Annotated in this window: 11 protein-coding genes and 2 tRNA genes; 8 read left to right on the top strand and 5 right to left on the bottom strand. The window is 27.2% G+C overall.

Annotation, left to right across the window (positions count from 1 at the left end; all coding sequences use genetic code 11):
• Position 1: 1 nt before the first annotated feature.
• The 4 genes from recB to Bmayo_RS03190 all read left to right on the top strand — a co-directional run bounded on the left by recB (position 2) and on the right by Bmayo_RS03190 (position 5,915).
• Complete coding sequence (gene recB, locus Bmayo_RS03205; protein WP_075552292.1) at positions 2-3,511, top strand: exodeoxyribonuclease V subunit beta; 3,510 nt, start codon at positions 2-4, stop codon at positions 3,509-3,511.
• Positions 3,508-5,340, top strand: coding sequence for an exodeoxyribonuclease V subunit alpha (gene recD / locus Bmayo_RS03200; protein ID WP_075552291.1), 1,833 nt, complete (start codon positions 3,508-3,510; stop codon positions 5,338-5,340). The genes recB and recD overlap by 4 nt, the downstream gene beginning before the upstream one ends.
• Before the next feature lie 35 nt (positions 5,341-5,375).
• Positions 5,376-5,449, top strand: a tRNA-Asp gene (locus tag Bmayo_RS03195).
• 151 nt (positions 5,450-5,600) lie between these two features.
• A complete protein-coding gene (locus Bmayo_RS03190; RefSeq protein WP_075552290.1) occupies positions 5,601-5,915 on the top strand; it encodes a hypothetical protein in 315 nt (104 codons plus the stop codon).
• A gap of 75 nt (positions 5,916-5,990) precedes the next feature.
• Here Bmayo_RS03190 and pfkB read toward each other — a convergent pair whose 3' ends face one another.
• Complete coding sequence (pfkB, locus tag Bmayo_RS03185; RefSeq protein ID WP_075552289.1) at positions 5,991-6,914, bottom strand: 1-phosphofructokinase; 924 nt, start codon at positions 6,912-6,914, stop codon at positions 5,991-5,993.
• An 89-nt stretch (positions 6,915-7,003) separates the two neighbouring features.
• Here pfkB and Bmayo_RS03180 point away from each other — a divergent pair, with 89 nt between their 5' ends.
• A complete protein-coding gene (locus tag Bmayo_RS03180) occupies positions 7,004-8,872 on the top strand; it encodes a fructose-specific PTS transporter subunit EIIC (RefSeq protein ID WP_075552288.1) in 1,869 nt (622 codons plus the stop codon).
• Positions 8,873-8,892: 20 nt separating this feature from the next.
• Here Bmayo_RS03180 and Bmayo_RS03175 read toward each other — a convergent pair whose 3' ends face one another.
• Positions 8,893-9,618, bottom strand: a complete 726-nt coding sequence (locus tag Bmayo_RS03175; RefSeq protein WP_075552287.1) for a hypothetical protein — start codon at positions 9,616-9,618, stop codon at positions 8,893-8,895.
• Between the two features lie 81 nt (positions 9,619-9,699).
• Here Bmayo_RS03175 and Bmayo_RS03170 point away from each other — a divergent pair, with 81 nt between their 5' ends.
• The gene (locus Bmayo_RS03170; RefSeq protein ID WP_075552286.1) at positions 9,700-10,971 is read left to right on the top strand and encodes a M18 family aminopeptidase; all 1,272 of its coding nucleotides are present in this window, start codon (positions 9,700-9,702) and stop codon (positions 10,969-10,971) included.
• A complete protein-coding gene (gene rnmV / locus Bmayo_RS03165) occupies positions 10,972-11,517 on the top strand; it encodes a ribonuclease M5 (RefSeq protein WP_075552285.1) in 546 nt (181 codons plus the stop codon).
• On the opposite strand, the gene Bmayo_RS03160 is transcribed toward rnmV, so the two are convergent.
• The 3 genes from Bmayo_RS03160 to Bmayo_RS03150 form a co-directional block, all read right to left on the bottom strand.
• A tRNA-Asn gene (locus Bmayo_RS03160) sits at positions 11,499-11,570 on the bottom strand. The two genes, rnmV and Bmayo_RS03160, sit on opposite strands and share 19 nt — an antisense overlap.
• Positions 11,571-11,612: 42 nt before the next feature.
• A complete protein-coding gene (locus tag Bmayo_RS03155; protein WP_075552284.1) occupies positions 11,613-13,709 on the bottom strand; it encodes a LysM peptidoglycan-binding domain-containing protein in 2,097 nt (698 codons plus the stop codon).
• Entirely contained in the window at positions 13,669-14,631 is a 963-nt protein-coding gene (locus Bmayo_RS03150) for a hypothetical protein (RefSeq protein ID WP_075552283.1), read from the bottom strand. The genes Bmayo_RS03155 and Bmayo_RS03150 overlap by 41 nt, the downstream gene beginning before the upstream one ends.
• A 96-nt stretch (positions 14,632-14,727) precedes the next feature.
• Between Bmayo_RS03150 and mfd the strand changes: the two genes are divergently transcribed.
• A complete protein-coding gene (gene mfd, locus Bmayo_RS03145) occupies positions 14,728-18,102 on the top strand; it encodes a transcription-repair coupling factor (protein WP_075552282.1) in 3,375 nt (1,124 codons plus the stop codon).
• Positions 18,103-18,120: the final 18 nt, after the last annotated feature.

Genomic DNA, 18,120 nt, shown 5'->3' with positions numbered 1-18,120 from the left:
CATGGACAAAATCTTAGAAAAAATTCAAAATAACGCAACAATATTAATAGAAGCATCAGCAGGCACCGGCAAAACCCATATACTTGAAAATATGGTTATAAATTTAATAAAAACCAAACTATATTCCATAAATGAAATCTTAGTATTAACTTTTACAAAAAAAGCTACAGAAGAAATGCACACAAGAATACTAAAATCAATAGAAAATTCTTATTTTAACTCAAAAACAAATGAAATTTTAAAAGAAGCTTATGAGCAATCAAAAAAACTCTTTATATCAACAATCAATAAATTTGCATTACATGCCTTAAATAATTTTCAAATTGAAACAGAAAATTATTCCAAATACAACCCTAAAGAAAAATTTTCAAAAGAAATAGATGAAATAGTTTATGACTTTTTAAGAAAATCAGATAGCTTGATTCAAACTCTTGATATTAAAGACTATGAACTTAACGTATTTAAATCTGATGTTAAAAAAACAGAAGAAATTGTTTTAAAAATAAAAAAAGCTTACGAAAGAGATACAACTCAAGAACTTGGAGATTGGCTTAAAACCCAAAAGTCATTTGAAAACATTCTTCTTAAAAAAGAAGAGCTGATCAAAGATTACAACAAGATAATACAAGACTTAAACAAAATGACAAAAGATGAAATATTAAGTTTTTATAATAAACATATTCAAACTGGTAAACTTGAAATAGAATACTCTAAAGAAAACGACATATTCAAAATAGCAGAAACATTATTAAAAAATAAATTTTTTTCAACTCTAATAGAAAAAGAAACTAAAAAAAATGCCAAATTATTGCCTCAAGAACTTAAGATTAAAAATGATTTAATCTGCCTAGGAATTAATATTAAACATGAAAAATATAAAACAGAAGACAATAGAAATAAAAATAGAAACAATTTAAAGCAATATGTTATTTTAAAAGTTGAATACAAAATACTAAAGTATATAGAAAAAGAACTAGAGAAAACTATTAAATCAACAAACATAATAGATCAAAATTACATAATTTCAAATTTAAAAAATTACTTAAAATCAGAAGACAAAAAGCTTCTAAATGCAATCAAAAATCGATACAAAATTATTTTAATCGATGAGGCACAAGATTTAAGCTTAACTCAAATCGAGATATTTAAAATATTAAAAACAGCAGGAATAAAATTGATATTCATAGGTGACCCTAAACAAATAATATATTCCTTTAGAAAAGCAGATATTTCATTTTACAATAAAGAAATAAAAAATAAAATTAACACAGACGCTAGAATTATACTAAAAATAAATCACAGGTCAAGTAAAAAACTCATCAGACCTTTAAATAAAATTTTTAATAATATATACAATAATGCAATAACCGATGAAATTGAAAAAATTGAATTTACCAATTCACTTCCAAATCAACAAAACGACAATAATAAAATTTTCATCAACGGACAAGAAATAGAAGGAATCAATATAATAACCACAAATACAGAAAACGAAGAAGATATTTACCAAAAAACAGCATTAACAATAAAATATTTGCTTGCATATGGAAAAATTGCTGAGAACAATAAAATTAGAAATATTAAAATGCAAGACATTAAAGTACTTTGCAGAGGAAAAAATGAAATCAATTTAATAGACAAAGCATTAAAAAAAGAGCAAATCCAAACAAATAAAACTCAAGAAAAATTATTAAACACTAAAGAATTTATCGAAATTTTCTATATTATTAAATGCTTAGACCGAAAACAAAGTTTTAAAACCTTAAATTATATTCTAAGCAGTAAAATATTAAATGTACCGTGGAATTTGCAAAGAATTTTAATAAAACAAGACAAAATTCAGCTTATAGAAGAATTTATTGAAAATATAACAGTTTTGCTTGAAAAAAATGAAATAACATTAATAAATGCAATTAACAAAATCTTATTTGAAAAAAACTTATGGATCAAAATTGCAAATGACACCAAAGATCAAAAAATTATTGAGTGGGCAAAAAATAAAATAAATTACAAAGGCCTTCTGATTAAAGAAGGCAAGCTTGAAAATTTAAAAACCTATGAAACAACACTTGAGATCATCTCCAAAATATATCATAAAGAACAAAATATACTATCTTTAATCTCTGCCTTAGAAAGTCTAATAATAAACGAAGAGTCTGAAGAAATAGAAGAAAAAACCAATAATATAAATAATGATAATGAATCTATAGAGCTCATGACAATACACAAATCAAAAGGGCTTAGCATGAATATTGTATTCTTAATCAATACAACTCCAATAGAAAATAGCAGTTTTCTTTCAAAAAAAAATCAATTTTACAAATTTTATCAAGATGGAAACATTGAATATGATTTTTTTAAATTGGAAGAAAATAAAAAATATGCAAGACTAAAAATACTAAGCGAAGAAAAGAATATATTTTATGTGGGAGCAACAAGAGCTAAATTTGCTCTTTTTATTACAAAAATAAATAGCATAACTAGCAAATTATTAGAAATAGCAAAAATTTTTACTATTGATGATATCAAACATGACTTTAACATAAATGAATTTATTGGCCAAAAGAGATTCAATAAAAAAAAAGACAATACAAATGTAAATACAAAATTAATTCCACCAAAACCAATAATTAAAAACATGTTTAAAAAAGAATATACGTCTAGCTTTTCAAGCTTAACAGCACAAGCTCATAATAAGGCATTTTACGAAAACTATGATTTTAAAAATATTAATTACGAAAAAGAAACAGATCTTGATTACGACCCAGGACTAGAAGAGATTCTGCCTAAAGGAAAAGATAGCGGAAACATTTTACATGCCGCAATGGAAGAAATAATCTTTAGCACAGCAAAAGATACATTTGATAATTTTAAAAAAATTAACATTGAAATTATTGAAAAACAAATACAAAAAATCAACTCAAATCTCAATACAACAGAAATACGAAATTCATTAACTAAAATGATTTATAACATACTAACTTATAATATAGGAGCAATTAATACTCGTCTGTGTGATATTGAAGAATTACAAAAAGAAATGGAATTTTTAATAAAAATAAATCCTGAATTTCAAAAACAAAAACATCTTTTTGACAAACACTTTGAAGATCTTCATATAAAACTAAATGATGGATATTTAAAAGGAATAGTAGATCTCATATTTAAAGCTAATAATAAAATATATATCCTAGATTACAAAACAAACTATCTTGGAAAAAATAAGGATGATTATAATATAACAAATTTAGAAAATACAATAAAAAAGGAATATTATGATTTGCAATATAAAATATATGCTCTTGGAATAAAAAAAATATTATTTAAAAACAAAAGAGAATATAATCAAAAATTTGGTGGAATAATATATCTTTTTACAAGAGCATTTAAAGACAATATTGAATGCATAAAGTCAAAATTTGAAAATGGCATTTATTTTAATCTTCCAAAATTTAACGACGTGGATTTAGATAAAATCATCTTAGAATTAAGCATTAAAAGACACTTATGAGAGATTTTTTAGTATTAAGAGAATTTTTAAAAGATAAAAACAAGAAATTCTTAACCCCTGAACTTAAACTTTATGAAATAATTGAACTTTTAAATATCAATAAAAAAAATTGCTATAAAGCGCAAACACTTGCAAAGTTCACAAACAATGAAAATATTGTAATATTTTTAATATTTTTATTTAACTACTTTGATAAAGGCCACATAAGAGCTGATATAAATCTATTAGCAAAAGATATTCAAAATACAATAATATTCACAAAAGACAACCTAGAAAAAACCAATAAAGGTTACAACAAATTAATAAAAATGCTAAAAGGGCTAGAAACATTTGGGAATCTAGAAACTATTAAGAATATAGTTTCGCTTTTAAAGGAAAACAACATACTAATGGAATTTGATAAGCTTAAAATTACAACTCCCCTAATTCTGGAAAACAATATCTACATTTATACTCAAAAAAACTACAGAGAAGAAGAAGAGTTAATAAAACAAATTATAAAAAGATTAGAAAACCATAAAAGTGAATTAAATGAGAATAAAATACAAAATATAATATCAAATTTAAACACCAATAATTTAAATAAAGAGCAAATTACATCAGTTAGAAAGGCATTAAAAAGCAACTTCTTTATATTAAGCGGAGGCCCTGGAACAGGCAAAACCACAACTATTAACCACATCTTAAAAGCAATTAATAAAACATTAAACAATAAAAAAAAAGGATTAGTAGCAATTACAGCGCCTACAGGAAAAGCTACTCTAAGACTGCAAACAAGCATTGACTATTCATTCAAAAATTTAAAAATAGAATGCAATACAATACAAAAACTATTGGGAATCAAATTTATAAACAAAAAAAATCTATATGACGAAGAAAATCAATTAAATTTTGACGTAATAATAATTGACGAAGCTTCAATGGTAGATGCATATACTTTTTTAAAACTATTAAAAGCAACACCAATAACCACTAAATTAATAATGGTAGGAGATAAAAATCAACTCCCATCAGTAAATGAAGGAAATGTATATTCAAGTCTTTTGGGAATAAAAAAAATAAATAACGATAATGTAGAAGATCTTAAAGAAAATTTCAGAAGCAACAAAGAAATAAATTTGCTCTCAAAAGCAATATACAAAGAAGATAGCGCTTTGATTTGCAAATACATTAATAACAATAAAAATATTCAATTAAAAGAAATAGAAAAAATAAACCTAAAAAAAGATCTAATAGAATATACAAACAATTTATATAAAAAAATACCCACTTTTAATCTTAAACTACTAAAAGAATCAAAAATCGAAACAATACTTGAAACTTTACTTGAAAATATAATTTTAAGTTCAAAGAATTTTGGCAAATTTGGAACCAAAACACTAAATGAAATAATAAAAACTTACCTAAAAAAAACCTATGGAAGCTTTATTGGGCAAATAATAATGATAACCAAAACTGACTATAAAAATAAATTATTTAATGGAGAACGAGGAGTTATTTTTAATGAAAATTCTAAATTTTATGCTTTATTCCAAAGAAAAAATGAAAAATATAAAAAAATAAATTTAGATTTAATAACAAATTATGAATTCAGCTTTGCCACAACAATACACAAAAGCCAAGGATCTGAATACAAACATATAAAAGTAATATTAGAAAATAACCCTTTTTTGACAAAAGAACTTATGTATACTGCAATAACAAGAGCCAAAGATAGCTTAGAAATAATTTCTAACAAAGAGACTATTATTAAGCTAAGCAAAAAATCTAGCAAAAGAGATTCAAAAATACTAGAACACTTAAACTCATTTAACGAAATTGACAAATAAATTAAAAACCGCTATAATCTTTTAAGAATGGCTTTGGGGGCGTAGTTCAGATGGTTAGAACGCCTGCCTGTCACGCAGGAGGTCGCGGGTTCGAGACCCGTCGCTCCCGATGATAAATTTTACATTTTATTGTGTCAACAGCTTTTCTTAGAGAATCTATTGAGTCTCTAGCAAATTTTTTAAAAAAAATTACAAATCTTTAATTTAAAAGTTATAATTTAAGTAATTAAAAAAAAGAAAATCTATAAGGAGAATGTAAAATGAATCTACAAAAATGTCTATTTTTCACTGCTTTACTATTGATTTCAACATCTGTTTTCGCACAAACCAACGCAATAGCAAAAGAAAATGTAATTCCAAATAAAAACTTAAGCCAATTTGGAGTAGAAGAGATCTGCCCAATATGCGGATATGTTAACTGTATTTGCGATGAACAAACTACAGAAATTGCTGCAAAAATATCTCAAACAAACAAAACAGGCTTTTTTGCAAGCATGGCTATACTTGCATTGCTAGTAGTTACAGGATTAGCCCTAGCAACAAAGAAATTATATAAATCAAAATTAAAAATTTAAGCAAACTAAATACTGTAGCTTTTAAAAAGCTACAGTAAAGTTTCAAAATCACCCCCCCCAATCCGTTTAAAAAAATCAAGAAATACAAATCCTCTCAACCCTAATATCACAAAGCATCTTTTTAACATCTTGAAATTCGCAAAGATTACCTTTTAATGCCGTAGCTGTACCGGCTGCAACACCAAATTTAAATGAATCTTCCAAAGTACTTCCATTATCAAAAGCATACACAAATCCTGCAATCACAGAGTCTCCTGCTCCAATAGTGCTAACAGAATTAATCTTTGGAACAAAAGCCCTAAAAGCAATATTTTTACTGCCAATAAAAATAGCTCCGTCGATTCCCATGGAAATTATAATGTTTTGAACCCCACTTTCTACAAGATTTTTCCCGATTTTAATTAATTCTTCTATAGAATTAAATTTAGCATTAAAAAGATCCTGAAGTTCATAAATATTGGGCTTTATTAAAAAGGGATTTAATCTAAGAATTTTTTGTAAAGGTTTGCCACTAGTATCAATAATAAGCTTAACATCATTAGAGATGCTATTAACTATTTCATTGTATGCATTCTTACTAAGAGCTGTAGGAACACTTCCAGACATCACCAATATACTATTATTTGCTAAACTTTTAAGCCTATCTTTCAAAAGTTCAAATTCATTCTCAGAAATATCTGGAGAATTGGCATTAATTTCTGTTTCTTTGCCCTTTGCTATCATTTTAATATTTAATCTTGTATTATGTTTTATTTTAATAAAATCGTTTTTTATGCCCTTAGAATCAAGAGAAAATCTTATATAATCACCCGTAAAGCCTCCCAAAAATCCTAAAGCTGTGCTGGGCTTTCCAAAATTTTTAAGAACAGTGCTTACATTTATTCCCTTACCGCCAGCAAAAAAATTGTTATTTATAGTATAACTAAGATTTCCTTCCTGAAATTCTTTTAAAACTATTTTATAATCCACAGAAGGATTAAGTGTTAAAGTATATATCAAGACAATCTCCTTTGATTGATAAAATTAATTAAATAAATGTAAAATTTAATAAATGTATATACACTATATAATATATAAAGGTGATTATTATGCAAAATTTATTTTCAAAAAACTTGATTGTTTTAAATTACAATGCAACTAGCAAAGAAGATGTAATTAGAAAAATGGCTAGTATGTTCAATGAAAATGGATACTTAAATGACATGGAAGCATTTATAAAAGAAATTGAAAAAAGAGAAGAAATTAACGGAACAGGCATTGAAGAGCATATAGCCATGCCTCATGCAAAAGGTAACTTCATAAAAAAACACGGAATTGCTATTTTAAGAGTTACTGGTAATGGATTTGACTTCAACTCTTCTGATCAAAAACTTTCAAAACTGTTTTTCATGATGGCTCTTCCCGAAAAAACCCCAAGCAATGCACACATAAAGGCTATATCATACCTAAGTAATACTTTTAGCAATAACTTATTAAGACATGAGCTTATGAGCACAAATAATGAAGATAGATTTTTAGAAATAATTATGAGTAATGACAATATGAATGAATTTAATAATTTAAATACAAAAAAAGATTTCATTCTTGCCGTAACGGCATGTCCTGTGGGAATAGCTCACACCTATATGGCAGCAGAAAGTCTTAAAAAAGCAGCTTTGGAATTAAATATAAACATAAAAGTAGAAACAAATGGATCTAGTGGAACCGAAAACCCAATAACAGAAGAAGAAATAAAAAAAGCAAAGGGAGTCATTATTGCATCTGGCAAAACTATCGATAAAGAAAGATTTATAGGAAAACCTTTAATCGAAGTGGGAGTAAAAGACGGCATACACAAAGCAAAAGAGCTTATCCAAACAATTCTTAAAAACGAAGCTCAAATTTACAAAAGTAATACAAACACAACCGCTGAAACTCTCCAAAAACAAAACAAAAAAACGGGAATTTATAAACATCTAATGAATGGGGTCTCATTTATGCTTCCATTTGTAGTCTCAGGAGGAATAATAATAGCAATATCATTCATGTTTGGAATAAAAGCATTTGACATAAACGATCCAAGCTACAATAAAATAGCAGATATTCTGATGCAAATCGGCGGCGGAAGCGCATTTGCTTTAATGATCCCAATACTTGCTGGCTATATTTCATTTAGCATAGCAGAAAGACCAGGACTTGCGCCTGGAATGATTACAGGATTAATGATGAGCAATGGAAATGCAGGATTTTTAGGAGGCATCTTAGCAGGATTTATTTCAGGCTACGTTACACTAGCTGTAAAAAAAATATCTGACAAAATCATTCCTAGCAATTTAAGAGGAATAAATCCAGTATTAACTTATCCTTTTTTATCAGTTATAATTTCAGGAATTTTAATATATACAATGCTTAGTCCAATATCTGCTATTAATGAATCAATAACGAGCATGCTCAATCAACTTAGCGGAACTAATATGGCAATACTTGGAGCCTTGCTAGGAGGAATGATGGCAATAGATATGGGAGGCCCTGTAAATAAAGCTGCATACGCATTTGGAATTGCAATGATAACTGCAAAAAATTATATTCCTCATGCAAGCATAATGTCAGGAGGAATGGCGCCTCCTATAGGAATTGCTCTTGCCACAAGTTTATTTAAAAACAGATTCTCAAAAGAAGAAAGAGAATCCGGAAAAGTTTGTTATTTTTTGGGAGCATGCTTTATTACAGAAGGAGTAATTCCATTTGCAGCATCAGATCCTTTAAGGGTAATTCCCGCATGCATATTAGGCTCATCTGTAGGAGGATTTATTTCTGCGCTTTTCAAAGTAGAGGTTATAGCACCACATGGCGGGATATTTATTCTACCAATAGTAGTAAACCCATTAATATGGATAACATCTATCCTAGTAGGATCTATTATAACAGCTATTTTAATAGGAATTTTTAAAAAAGAATATAAGAATATAAACGATTAAGTTTATATTCTTGAACCCAGTCAATAAACTAATCTAAGTTTTATTGGCGTTTCAAGACTTAATCCTTTAACCATATCCATTTCAAACCTTAGTGTGTTTGAGTTAATTTGTTTGAATCCAAATTGTTCTTGAACATTTCTAGAAGTCTTAACTATAAGATTAAGTTTTGAATTGTCAATAAGTTCACTTGCTTTGGAAGTAAAATCCGATAAAAAATAAACCAAAACATCTTTATATTCTTTGGCAGACATTGGAATCTCATCAGATGGCAAAAGCGCAGCAAGCGCATCACTAATATATTCTTTATTTTCATGAATATTCTTAGTAGCGTTTTCCAAATTAATATCAAGTTCAATAATATTTTTACCATCTTTTTTTTCTATCTTAAACACAGATATATCAGTTTTTTTCATATAATCGCCTAAAATTTTAATCAAATTATCGAACTTAACAACCAAATTAATAGAATCTCCTTGAGTTTTAATACTCAAAAGCTTAAGCCCAAGCTTTTCCTCTCCATTTTTAAAGTATTTTTTTATTTCATCTACAGGGAAAAGAGGCATATTTGCAATTTCTCCTCCCACCAAAGTTGTTAAGAGTTCTTTTCTAATTTTTTCAAATTCTCTATTAACATTAACAAATATTGAAACAATACCACTAATATCATCATTTAACTCAATTTCAACATTAGAGCTGCAAGCAAAAAAAATAAACAATAAACTTAAGCTAATAAAACACTTTCTCATAACAAACTCCTAACTAACAGTTAAAAACTATTATAATAGAATATATAACTATAAAGCAATAAAATTAAAGGAGAACCAACTATGGTGCACGATAAAACACTAGAACCAAAATTTTTTCAAAGCCTATTAGACAATAGCCCTACCCCTTATCACTTAGTAAACTATATTGAGGAGAAATTAATAAATTATTTTAATGCACAACAATTAAAACTTGATGAAAAATGGAAAATTAAAACAGGATCGTATTACATAAAAAAAGAAGGGACTAGCCTTATTGCCTTTAATATTGATATAGAAAAAAAATATGAGCCGTTTCTAATAGCAACAGCACATACAGACAGTCCGGGATTAAAATTAAAAATAGATGCAACAGAAAAAACAAGTAGTGTGTTTTACAACCATATTGAAGTTTATGGTAGTCCAATAATTTCTACTTGGATTGATAGAGATTTAAGTTTAGCAGGAATTGTATATTTCAAAAAAAATGAGCATATTGATTCAAAATTAATCAATATTGAAAACATAGGAATTATTCCAAACCTTGCAATCCATTTAAATCGACAAATTAACGAGGGATTTGTATACAATACTCATGACAATTTAACAGTAATCAGTAGTACTAAAAAAACAATAAAAGATAATATCTTAGAACAACTTGGAATAGAGTGTGAAAATTTTTTATCTTGTGATTTAATATTTACAGAATCACAACCTTCCAAAATAATAGGAACTGAAGGAGAATTTTTAGCTTCTAAAAATCTTGACAACAAATCAGGATGCCATGCAATCATGAATTCTTATGTCCATACAAGCAATGATAAAAATAAAATAGCTGTATTTTTTGACAACGAAGAAATAGGATCTTTAACCTCAAGGGGCGCTGATTCTAATTTTTTATCAGAAGTTTTAGAAAGAATCGATCTTGCTCTTAATTTAACTAGAGAAGAGCATTTAATAAAAACAAACAAATCATTTAATATATCGATTGACAGCGTTCACGGCATTCATCCGGGATATACATCTAAACATGATCCAAACTATCAAGCAACTCTGGGTAAAGGCGTAGTTGTAAAAAATAGCGCCAATTTCAGATATGCAACAACTTCAACAGGATTTGCAAAATTAAAAAACTTGGCTATTAAAAATAATATTAAGATTCAAGAAATAATAATGAAAGCAAATGTTCCTTCAGGCACAACAATTGGACCAATTTCAAATGCAAGAACAGGAATAGAAACTATTGACATTGGAACACCAATGTGGGCAATGCATTCCTTGCGCGAAACAGCATCAATAGTTGACCACATAGAAGCAATTAAATTGCTAAGAGCTTTCTTTGAAAAAGGAATTTAATTGGAAAAAATAAAAGAAATAATTGTAGTTGAGGGAAAAGATGATCTTAAAAGAATTAAAGAATCTTTTGACTGCACAGTAATAGAAACAAAAGGCTTTGCCTTAAAAATTGAAACTATTGAATTGTTAAAAAAAGCCTTAAAATACAAAGGAATAATAATCTTAACAGACAGCGATAAATCTGGAAATGTTATTAGACAAAAAATAGTCAAACATTTAGGAGAAAATAATAAAATCAAACATGCATATCTTAATACTAAAGACACTGAAGTTGAATCGGTAAATAAAACAGAAATAATAAAGATACTTAAAAGGGTTGGAACTTTATCTAAAGACAATCAAAAAGATTTATTAACATTAAGCGATTTGTTAGAACTTGGCATAATAGGAGAAAACTCAAAAGAAAAGAGACAAAAAATACAAAAACACCTTTGTTTGGGACATGGAAATAATAAAAAATTCTTAGAAAGACTTAATTACTTTAAAATAACAAAAATAGATCTAAAAAACCAATTAGCTTTAATTAACTCCCCCAGAAGGACTTGAACCTCCGACCTAGTGGTTAACAGCCACCCGCTCTACCACTGAGCTATAGGGGAAATTGAACACTAAAAATATTATCTTAAATTTAAAAATTTTTGTCAATTATTTTCCAATATTTTTAAAATCCCATTAGCAAGAATTTGGGAATCTTGATCTCTAAGCTTAGAAGATCTAATAGACCAAGCTTCCTCTGGAAATGCTAAATTTCTAACTTCTATTAAAAGCTTAGTCCTTACTATATTGCTTCTTAAAACATGAAGATTTTGACCCTTAATATAAAAACTTCTTTTCATTCCTTCTGTAATTTTTTCTGCTGCAGACTTTGAATGAATATCATATTTTTTCTCGTCATCTTTTTGATAATAAAACCCCATACTCTTAGGCGCCCCAACACTATTATCCGCATGCAAACTAAAAAAGGCTATATCCTTATCTTTAATATGTTTATATTTATTAACAATGTTTTTAACAACGACCAATCTTTTTTTAAGGCCTGATGGAGTGCCGTTTATCCAGGAGTCAACAGTATCATTTTTATTTAGGTCATAATCATTGTAAACCTCGTTTTTAACATTAACAAAAGTATTATTAGCAAAAACACTATTCCTAATTAAATGGTCGGGGGCTAAAATAGTAAATTCAACATTCGCTCCTTCTTTTTTAAGGTATACATAAAGCCTTAAGGCAATATCATACACATATTCATCTTCAACAACAAAAACTTCATTCCCAAGACCATCTCTAGACTTAACAATAGCTCCAGGATCAAGACCACCGTGACCTGGATCAAGAATTATTAACTTATCCTTAAGTCTTGATCCTTTATTAAACCTAAAATTTACCAACTTTTCAAAACTTTTGAAAAGTTGGGTTGCCTTTTTATAAGAATTCAAAGGAGAATGCCAATCTTCTGAATAAAACTCACTTGGCTGACTTATCTTTCTTGGTTTATACCAATAATAAAAATCACCAACAACCTCAAATATCGGTATTTTGGGGTCTAAAATAACCAAAGAGCTAATATCAAAAAGATCTTGATTGGCAGCAATTCCAAAAATATTTAAATTTAGCTTTTTGTTTTTGCTTGAGGGAAGATTAACTATTGTTTGAACTTTATTAGAAGAATTAGAGCTAGAATCAACCTTGTTTTTAATATGTAAATCGTTTTTAGCTTTAATTATAGAAGAATTAATTGAAAGCTTTTTATCAAAAATTTTCAATTTTTGATCGTGCATGATATTGTTACTACTTAAATTATTCCAATTTTTAAGATCCTCAATTAAAACACCGTAATGTCTGGCAATGCTATACAAAGTCTCACCTACAGCAACTGAATGATAGATAAACTTATTATCTATTTTTTTATCAATTTTTAAATCTCCCTTAAAAGGTTTTTCTAAATCCTTATTTACAATCTTTAAAACATTTAGCAATGAACCTGCTTTGAGATTAATAGCCCGATTGCCATTAAGAGCTACAAGATCCTTAGCAGTAACACCATAAATATAAGCTATTCTGCCAAGAGTTTCCCCTCTTTTAACATAATGAAAATTAACATTCTTAGTAGCCTTCTTTAAGAAAAGCTGTTGGCCAATCTTTAATTTATCATCATTAATAAAATTAAATTTTAAAATATCCTTAGAACTAATATCAAAATCCTGAGAAAGCTTTGAAAGCGAATCACCTTTCTTAACTACATAAGGCTTTAAAAAATCAGGCTCAGTTAATACAAGCTTCATTCCAACCTTAAGATCTTTAGAAGGCAAATCATTCCAAGCTATTATCTCTTCTTGACTTAGTCCAACAAGCTTTGAGATACTCTCAATAGTGTCACCCTCTTTTGTAGTATAAAAAATTACCCCTTTATTAACAGATTCTTGCAAACTAAAAGAACGATCGATTTTATGGGTAATATTTTTACTTAAATTAGAATCACTTGGAATAATTAATATTTGACCTACCTTAATATTGTCAACACTTAGTTTATTAATCCTTTTAAGATCGTTTACTTTGGCTTTATACTTAATCGCAATTGAAAAAAGAGTATCCCCTTTGACAACCTTATACTCAAAATCAGCATTAAGATCAGAAGGACTTATTATTAAAAAATAAAATAATATAATAAGTTCTATAATTTGCAAAATACAAAAAGTTTTACTTTTCCTTAATACCGGTATTTTGAACAATGTAGTCATAAATTATCCAATAATAATCATATTTTTTGAAGAAAAAAGTATATCTTTTGGAAATGTAAAAATGCCCATCGTCAAAATATAAATCAGCGATCACCTTACCCGAAGTATCAGAATAAGTCGTCTCAATAAGAGAAAATTTATTTGGTGCTTTTGAAATATCTGAATTATTAGAATTCCACAAATATTCTTTATACTCTTCGACTACATTTTTATTAGGAATAGGTGATAACTTTTGCTTATAAAGGTATGCCTTGCCTTTGTCATTTAATAACAAGCCTTCAATATCAAGATATAAAAAAAACTTTTCTTTTTTTCCAAGCTGCAATGCATTTAATAAATATTTGACAATCTCATCGGGAGACAATTTTTTCCTTTTCAAGATATCTTGAATATCATTATTTTCAGACAAATTAATAAGATCTATACTGCCTGGATTTTCATCAAAACTATCATTTAAAAAAAGCGTAATAATATTAGATTCTTTTTTCTTAGATGGATCTGAAATGTCTGGGAAAAAAATGCCCTTAACAAAATAAACTCCATCTTTACTAAACTTAACAAATTGATTTAAGTTAATAACTACAGAAAACTTTTCATTAGGTCTCAAGCTCATATTTCTAACAGGAATTGCAACATTTTTAGATCTCTTTTTAACATATTCAATAGGTCTTTTAACTTTAATATTGGTGGTATCAGTAACATCAAAATCAAAGCCAAAAGAATTAATATCGCCTATTTCTAAAGTTAAAACACTCTCAGATGCATTGCTAAGAGAAACTTCAATAAAAACATTACTATTAACACGATAAATAGATTGATTAAAAAACTTGATTTTAAAATCAAGGCCCTTGTAATCCCCTGCAAACAAAACAAAAGAAATATTTATAAAAAAGATACAAAAAAGCAATTTTCTAATATTCATAAGCTCCCCTCAAAACCTAACCACATTATATATAAAGAAAGTAATAATACCTATAGTATATTATTATACTAAATTAATTAAACAAAAAGGTAAAAAATGAATATAGATGAAGAACTAACAAGAATATTAGAAAATAATTCCAATTTAAAAAAAATGAAAGAATTTTTAGAACAAAATACATTTTTTTCATTAACAGGATATGAAGGATTTTTCAAAGCCTTTTTAATTAAAAAAATCAAAGAATATAGTAAAACTGGGAAAATAATATTAATAGTTAAAGACGAGTACACATTAGATAAAATTAAAAATGATTTACAAATAATTACAAATCAAATCTTTGAGCTTAACTATTTTAGCCCCCTTGTATACAAGGGTATTGGCTCTAAAAGTACGATCTTTAACGAAAGAATCAAATTCTTAATCAATTTTTATAAAAAAAATCCTGGAATATATATTGCAGTCTTAAAATCATTGCTTAGCAAAATACCTGATAAAAATACATTACTAAAGAATATATATAAAATTAAAAAAAATACCAATATTAATACAGAAGACATTGAAAAAACTCTTATAACATTGGGATATGAAAAAACACTAAGAGTAACAATTCCAGGAGAATTTACAATAAAAGGAGAAATTATAGATCTATACCCTTTTGGAGAACAAAATCCAATAAGAATTGTACTAAATTTTAACAAAATAGAAGAAATAAAGAAATTCAATCCCTTAACCCAACTAAAACAAGATGATGAAATTTTAGAATTCCAAATTCCTCCAAAAAAAGAAATTATTTGGAACGATGAAGCTATTAACACCTTAAAAACAAAAATTAAATCTATTGAATATAAAAATATTCTTGAAGAGTTAAATTTAAAAAAAGAAACAAAAACAGAAGAAATGTTTTATCCACTAGTAGCAAATACCTACTTAATTGATGAGATTGAAAAACAAACACCTATTGTAAATTTTGAAATTAATAATTTAGAAAAAGAAATTGAAAAAATACACCAAGAATACGAAAAGCTTTATAAAGAAGCAAAAGAAGTCGGTAAAAATATAATTAATCCTAAAAAAATTCTCTTAAATTCTAAAACCTTCAATCTAAAAAGCAACGTTTTATTTTCAAAGATTAAAAGCCCTAAATCCAAAGAAATTATAGAATTTAAAATCGAAAGTGAGAGGAACTTTTTTTCAAATATAGCGCTTACAAAAGAGGAATTTGAAAATTGGCTAAAAAATGGATTTAAAATCATTATTGCAGCAGAATCTGAATCGCAAAAAGAAAAACTTAAATATATTTTCAAAGAATTACCAAAAGTATTAATTGAGGTTTTAAAAATATCTAGCTCTTTAATAATAGAAAAAGAAAAAATTGCCATTATTCTTGAATCAAACATTTTCAATACGGGACAAAAAATAAACAAAGTATTTGAATCTTCAAAAACAAAAGCTATTGACTCCTTTGTTGAGATTGAGAAAAATAGCCATGTAGTTCACATAAACCATGGAATTGGTATATTTAGGCAAATAAAGAGAATAAAAACCAGCTCTCTTGAAAAGGATTATATTGAGATTGAATACGCTGAAGGAGAAAGGTTATTTATTCCAATTGAACAAACAAATTTAATTCAAAAATACATTGGAAGTGATCCTAAAAATATCAAATTAGATAAAATTGGTTCTAAAACATGGATAAAAAACAAAGCAAACGCAAAAAAAAGAATCAAAGAGATTGCAGACAAATTAATAGAGCTTTATTCAAAAAGAGAAAGCATTAAAGGTATTAAATACCCAGAAGATAACGAATTACAATTGTTATTTGAATCTGAATTTCCATACGATGAAACTCCAGATCAAATAACAGCAATAAAAGAAATAAAAGGAGACATGATGAGCTTCAAAGTGATGGATCGCCTTCTTTGTGGAGATGTTGGATTTGGAAAAACTGAAGTTGCCATGAGAGCCGCTTTTAAAGCTGTAATGGGAAACAAACAGGTTATTGTACTCTCGCCAACAACTATCTTAGCAGAACAGCATTTTAATACATTCAAAAAAAGATTTAAAAATTTTCCAATCAAAATCGAAGTATTAAGCAGATTTATAAAAAATAACACAGAAAACCGAATTTTAAAAGAATTGAAAAGCGGGGAAATTGATATAATCATAGGAACACACAAAATTCTTTCAAAAAAATTCACCTGCAAAAATTTAGGATTAATAATAATTGATGAAGAGCAAAGATTTGGTGTAAAAGAAAAAGAAAAGCTTAAAGAAATAAGAATTTCAGTTGATTGTCTTGCTCTTTCTGCAACACCAATTCCCAGATCTCTTCACATGTCCCTAATTAAGCTTAGAGATATTTCTGTTTTAAAAATTCCACCTAAAAACAGAGTAAAAATAGAGGCTTATTTAGAATCGTTTAGCGAACTTTTAATAAAACATGCAATTGAAAGCGAACTATCTCGAAATGGTCAAGTTTTTTTAGTAAATCATAATATTGAAGAACTGTATTATTTAAAAACGCTCATTGAAAAATTAACTCCTTATGCAAGAATTGCAATAATTCATGGAAAACTTACAGGAGACGAAATTGAAAATATAATGCACAATTTTATTAAAAAAGCGTATCAAATTTTATTGGCAACAACAATAATTGAAAATGGAATAGACATTCCAAATGCAAATACAATAATAATAAACAATGCAAACAAGTTTGGACTTGCACAGCTATATCAACTAAAAGGAAGGGTTGGAAGGGGATCTAAAAAAGCTTATGCTTATTTTTTATACCAAGATAGCGAAAAGCTAAATGAACGCTCTATTGAAAGACTAAGAGCAATAACCGAATTTTCAGATCTAGGATCAGGATTTAAAATAGCAATGAAAGATATGGAAATAAGGGGTGTTGGAAATTTGCTTGGAAGAGAACAGCATGGAGAAATTGAGTCGATTGGATTGGATTACTATCTAACAATGCTAAATAAAGCAATTGAAAAGAAAATGGGAAAAGCCTCATCAGAAAAAGAAGTTGATATTGAAATTAACTATAGCGGCTTTATTCCTGACAATTATGCAAAAAATGAACAGGATAAAATACTAATCTACAAAAAAATCTTTGAAATTCAAACTGAAGAAGAAAGCAAAAAGATAAGATCAGAACTCAGCAACAACTTTGGCCCAATACCTAAAGAAATAAATAGTTTGTTAATGTTAGCTGAACTTAAAATTTTAGCAAAAGATTTAAACATAACAAAATTAAAAGAAACAAACAGAACCTTGGAAATAGAATATAAAAATATAGAAAGCATCCCTATGGGGAAAATAATAGAAATACTTAAAAAACATCCTAATTTATTAATATTAAATCCCTCGTATCAAAAATCAATATTTTTAAGCTTTAAAAATATTGAAAAATCTGACAAAATAAATTACATATATAAAAATATTAATTTACTAAAAACAGACACATAGCTTGTCAAATAAAAAAGG

Source organism: Borreliella mayonii (assembly GCF_001945665.1).
GTDB classification, from domain to species: Bacteria; Spirochaetota; Spirochaetia; order Borreliales; family Borreliaceae; genus Borreliella; species Borreliella mayonii.
The sequence above is the reverse complement of the archived record's forward strand: the minus strand, read 5'-3'. Positions and strand labels throughout refer to the sequence as shown.

Bases quoted from the DNA above. Each gene is read 5' to 3' on its own strand.
- Bmayo_RS03155 (WP_075552284.1), bottom strand. From the start codon at position 13,709: ATGACTACATTGTTCAAAATACCGGTATTAAGGAAAAGTAAAACTTTT.
- Bmayo_RS03180 (WP_075552288.1), top strand. From the start codon at position 7,004: ATGCAAAATTTATTTTCAAAAAACTTGATTGTTTTAAATTACAATGCA.
- Bmayo_RS03150 (WP_075552283.1), bottom strand. From the start codon at position 14,631: ATGAATATTAGAAAATTGCTTTTTTGTATCTTTTTTATAAATATTTCT.
- mfd (WP_075552282.1), top strand. From the start codon at position 14,728: ATGAATATAGATGAAGAACTAACAAGAATATTAGAAAATAATTCCAAT.
- recD (WP_075552291.1), top strand. From the start codon at position 3,508: ATGAGAGATTTTTTAGTATTAAGAGAATTTTTAAAAGATAAAAACAAG.
- Bmayo_RS03170 (WP_075552286.1), top strand. From the start codon at position 9,700: ATGGTGCACGATAAAACACTAGAACCAAAATTTTTTCAAAGCCTATTA.
- Bmayo_RS03190 (WP_075552290.1), top strand. From the start codon at position 5,601: ATGAATCTACAAAAATGTCTATTTTTCACTGCTTTACTATTGATTTCA.
- recB (WP_075552292.1), top strand. From the start codon at position 2: ATGGACAAAATCTTAGAAAAAATTCAAAATAACGCAACAATATTAATA.
- Bmayo_RS03175 (WP_075552287.1), bottom strand. From the start codon at position 9,618: ATGAGAAAGTGTTTTATTAGCTTAAGTTTATTGTTTATTTTTTTTGCT.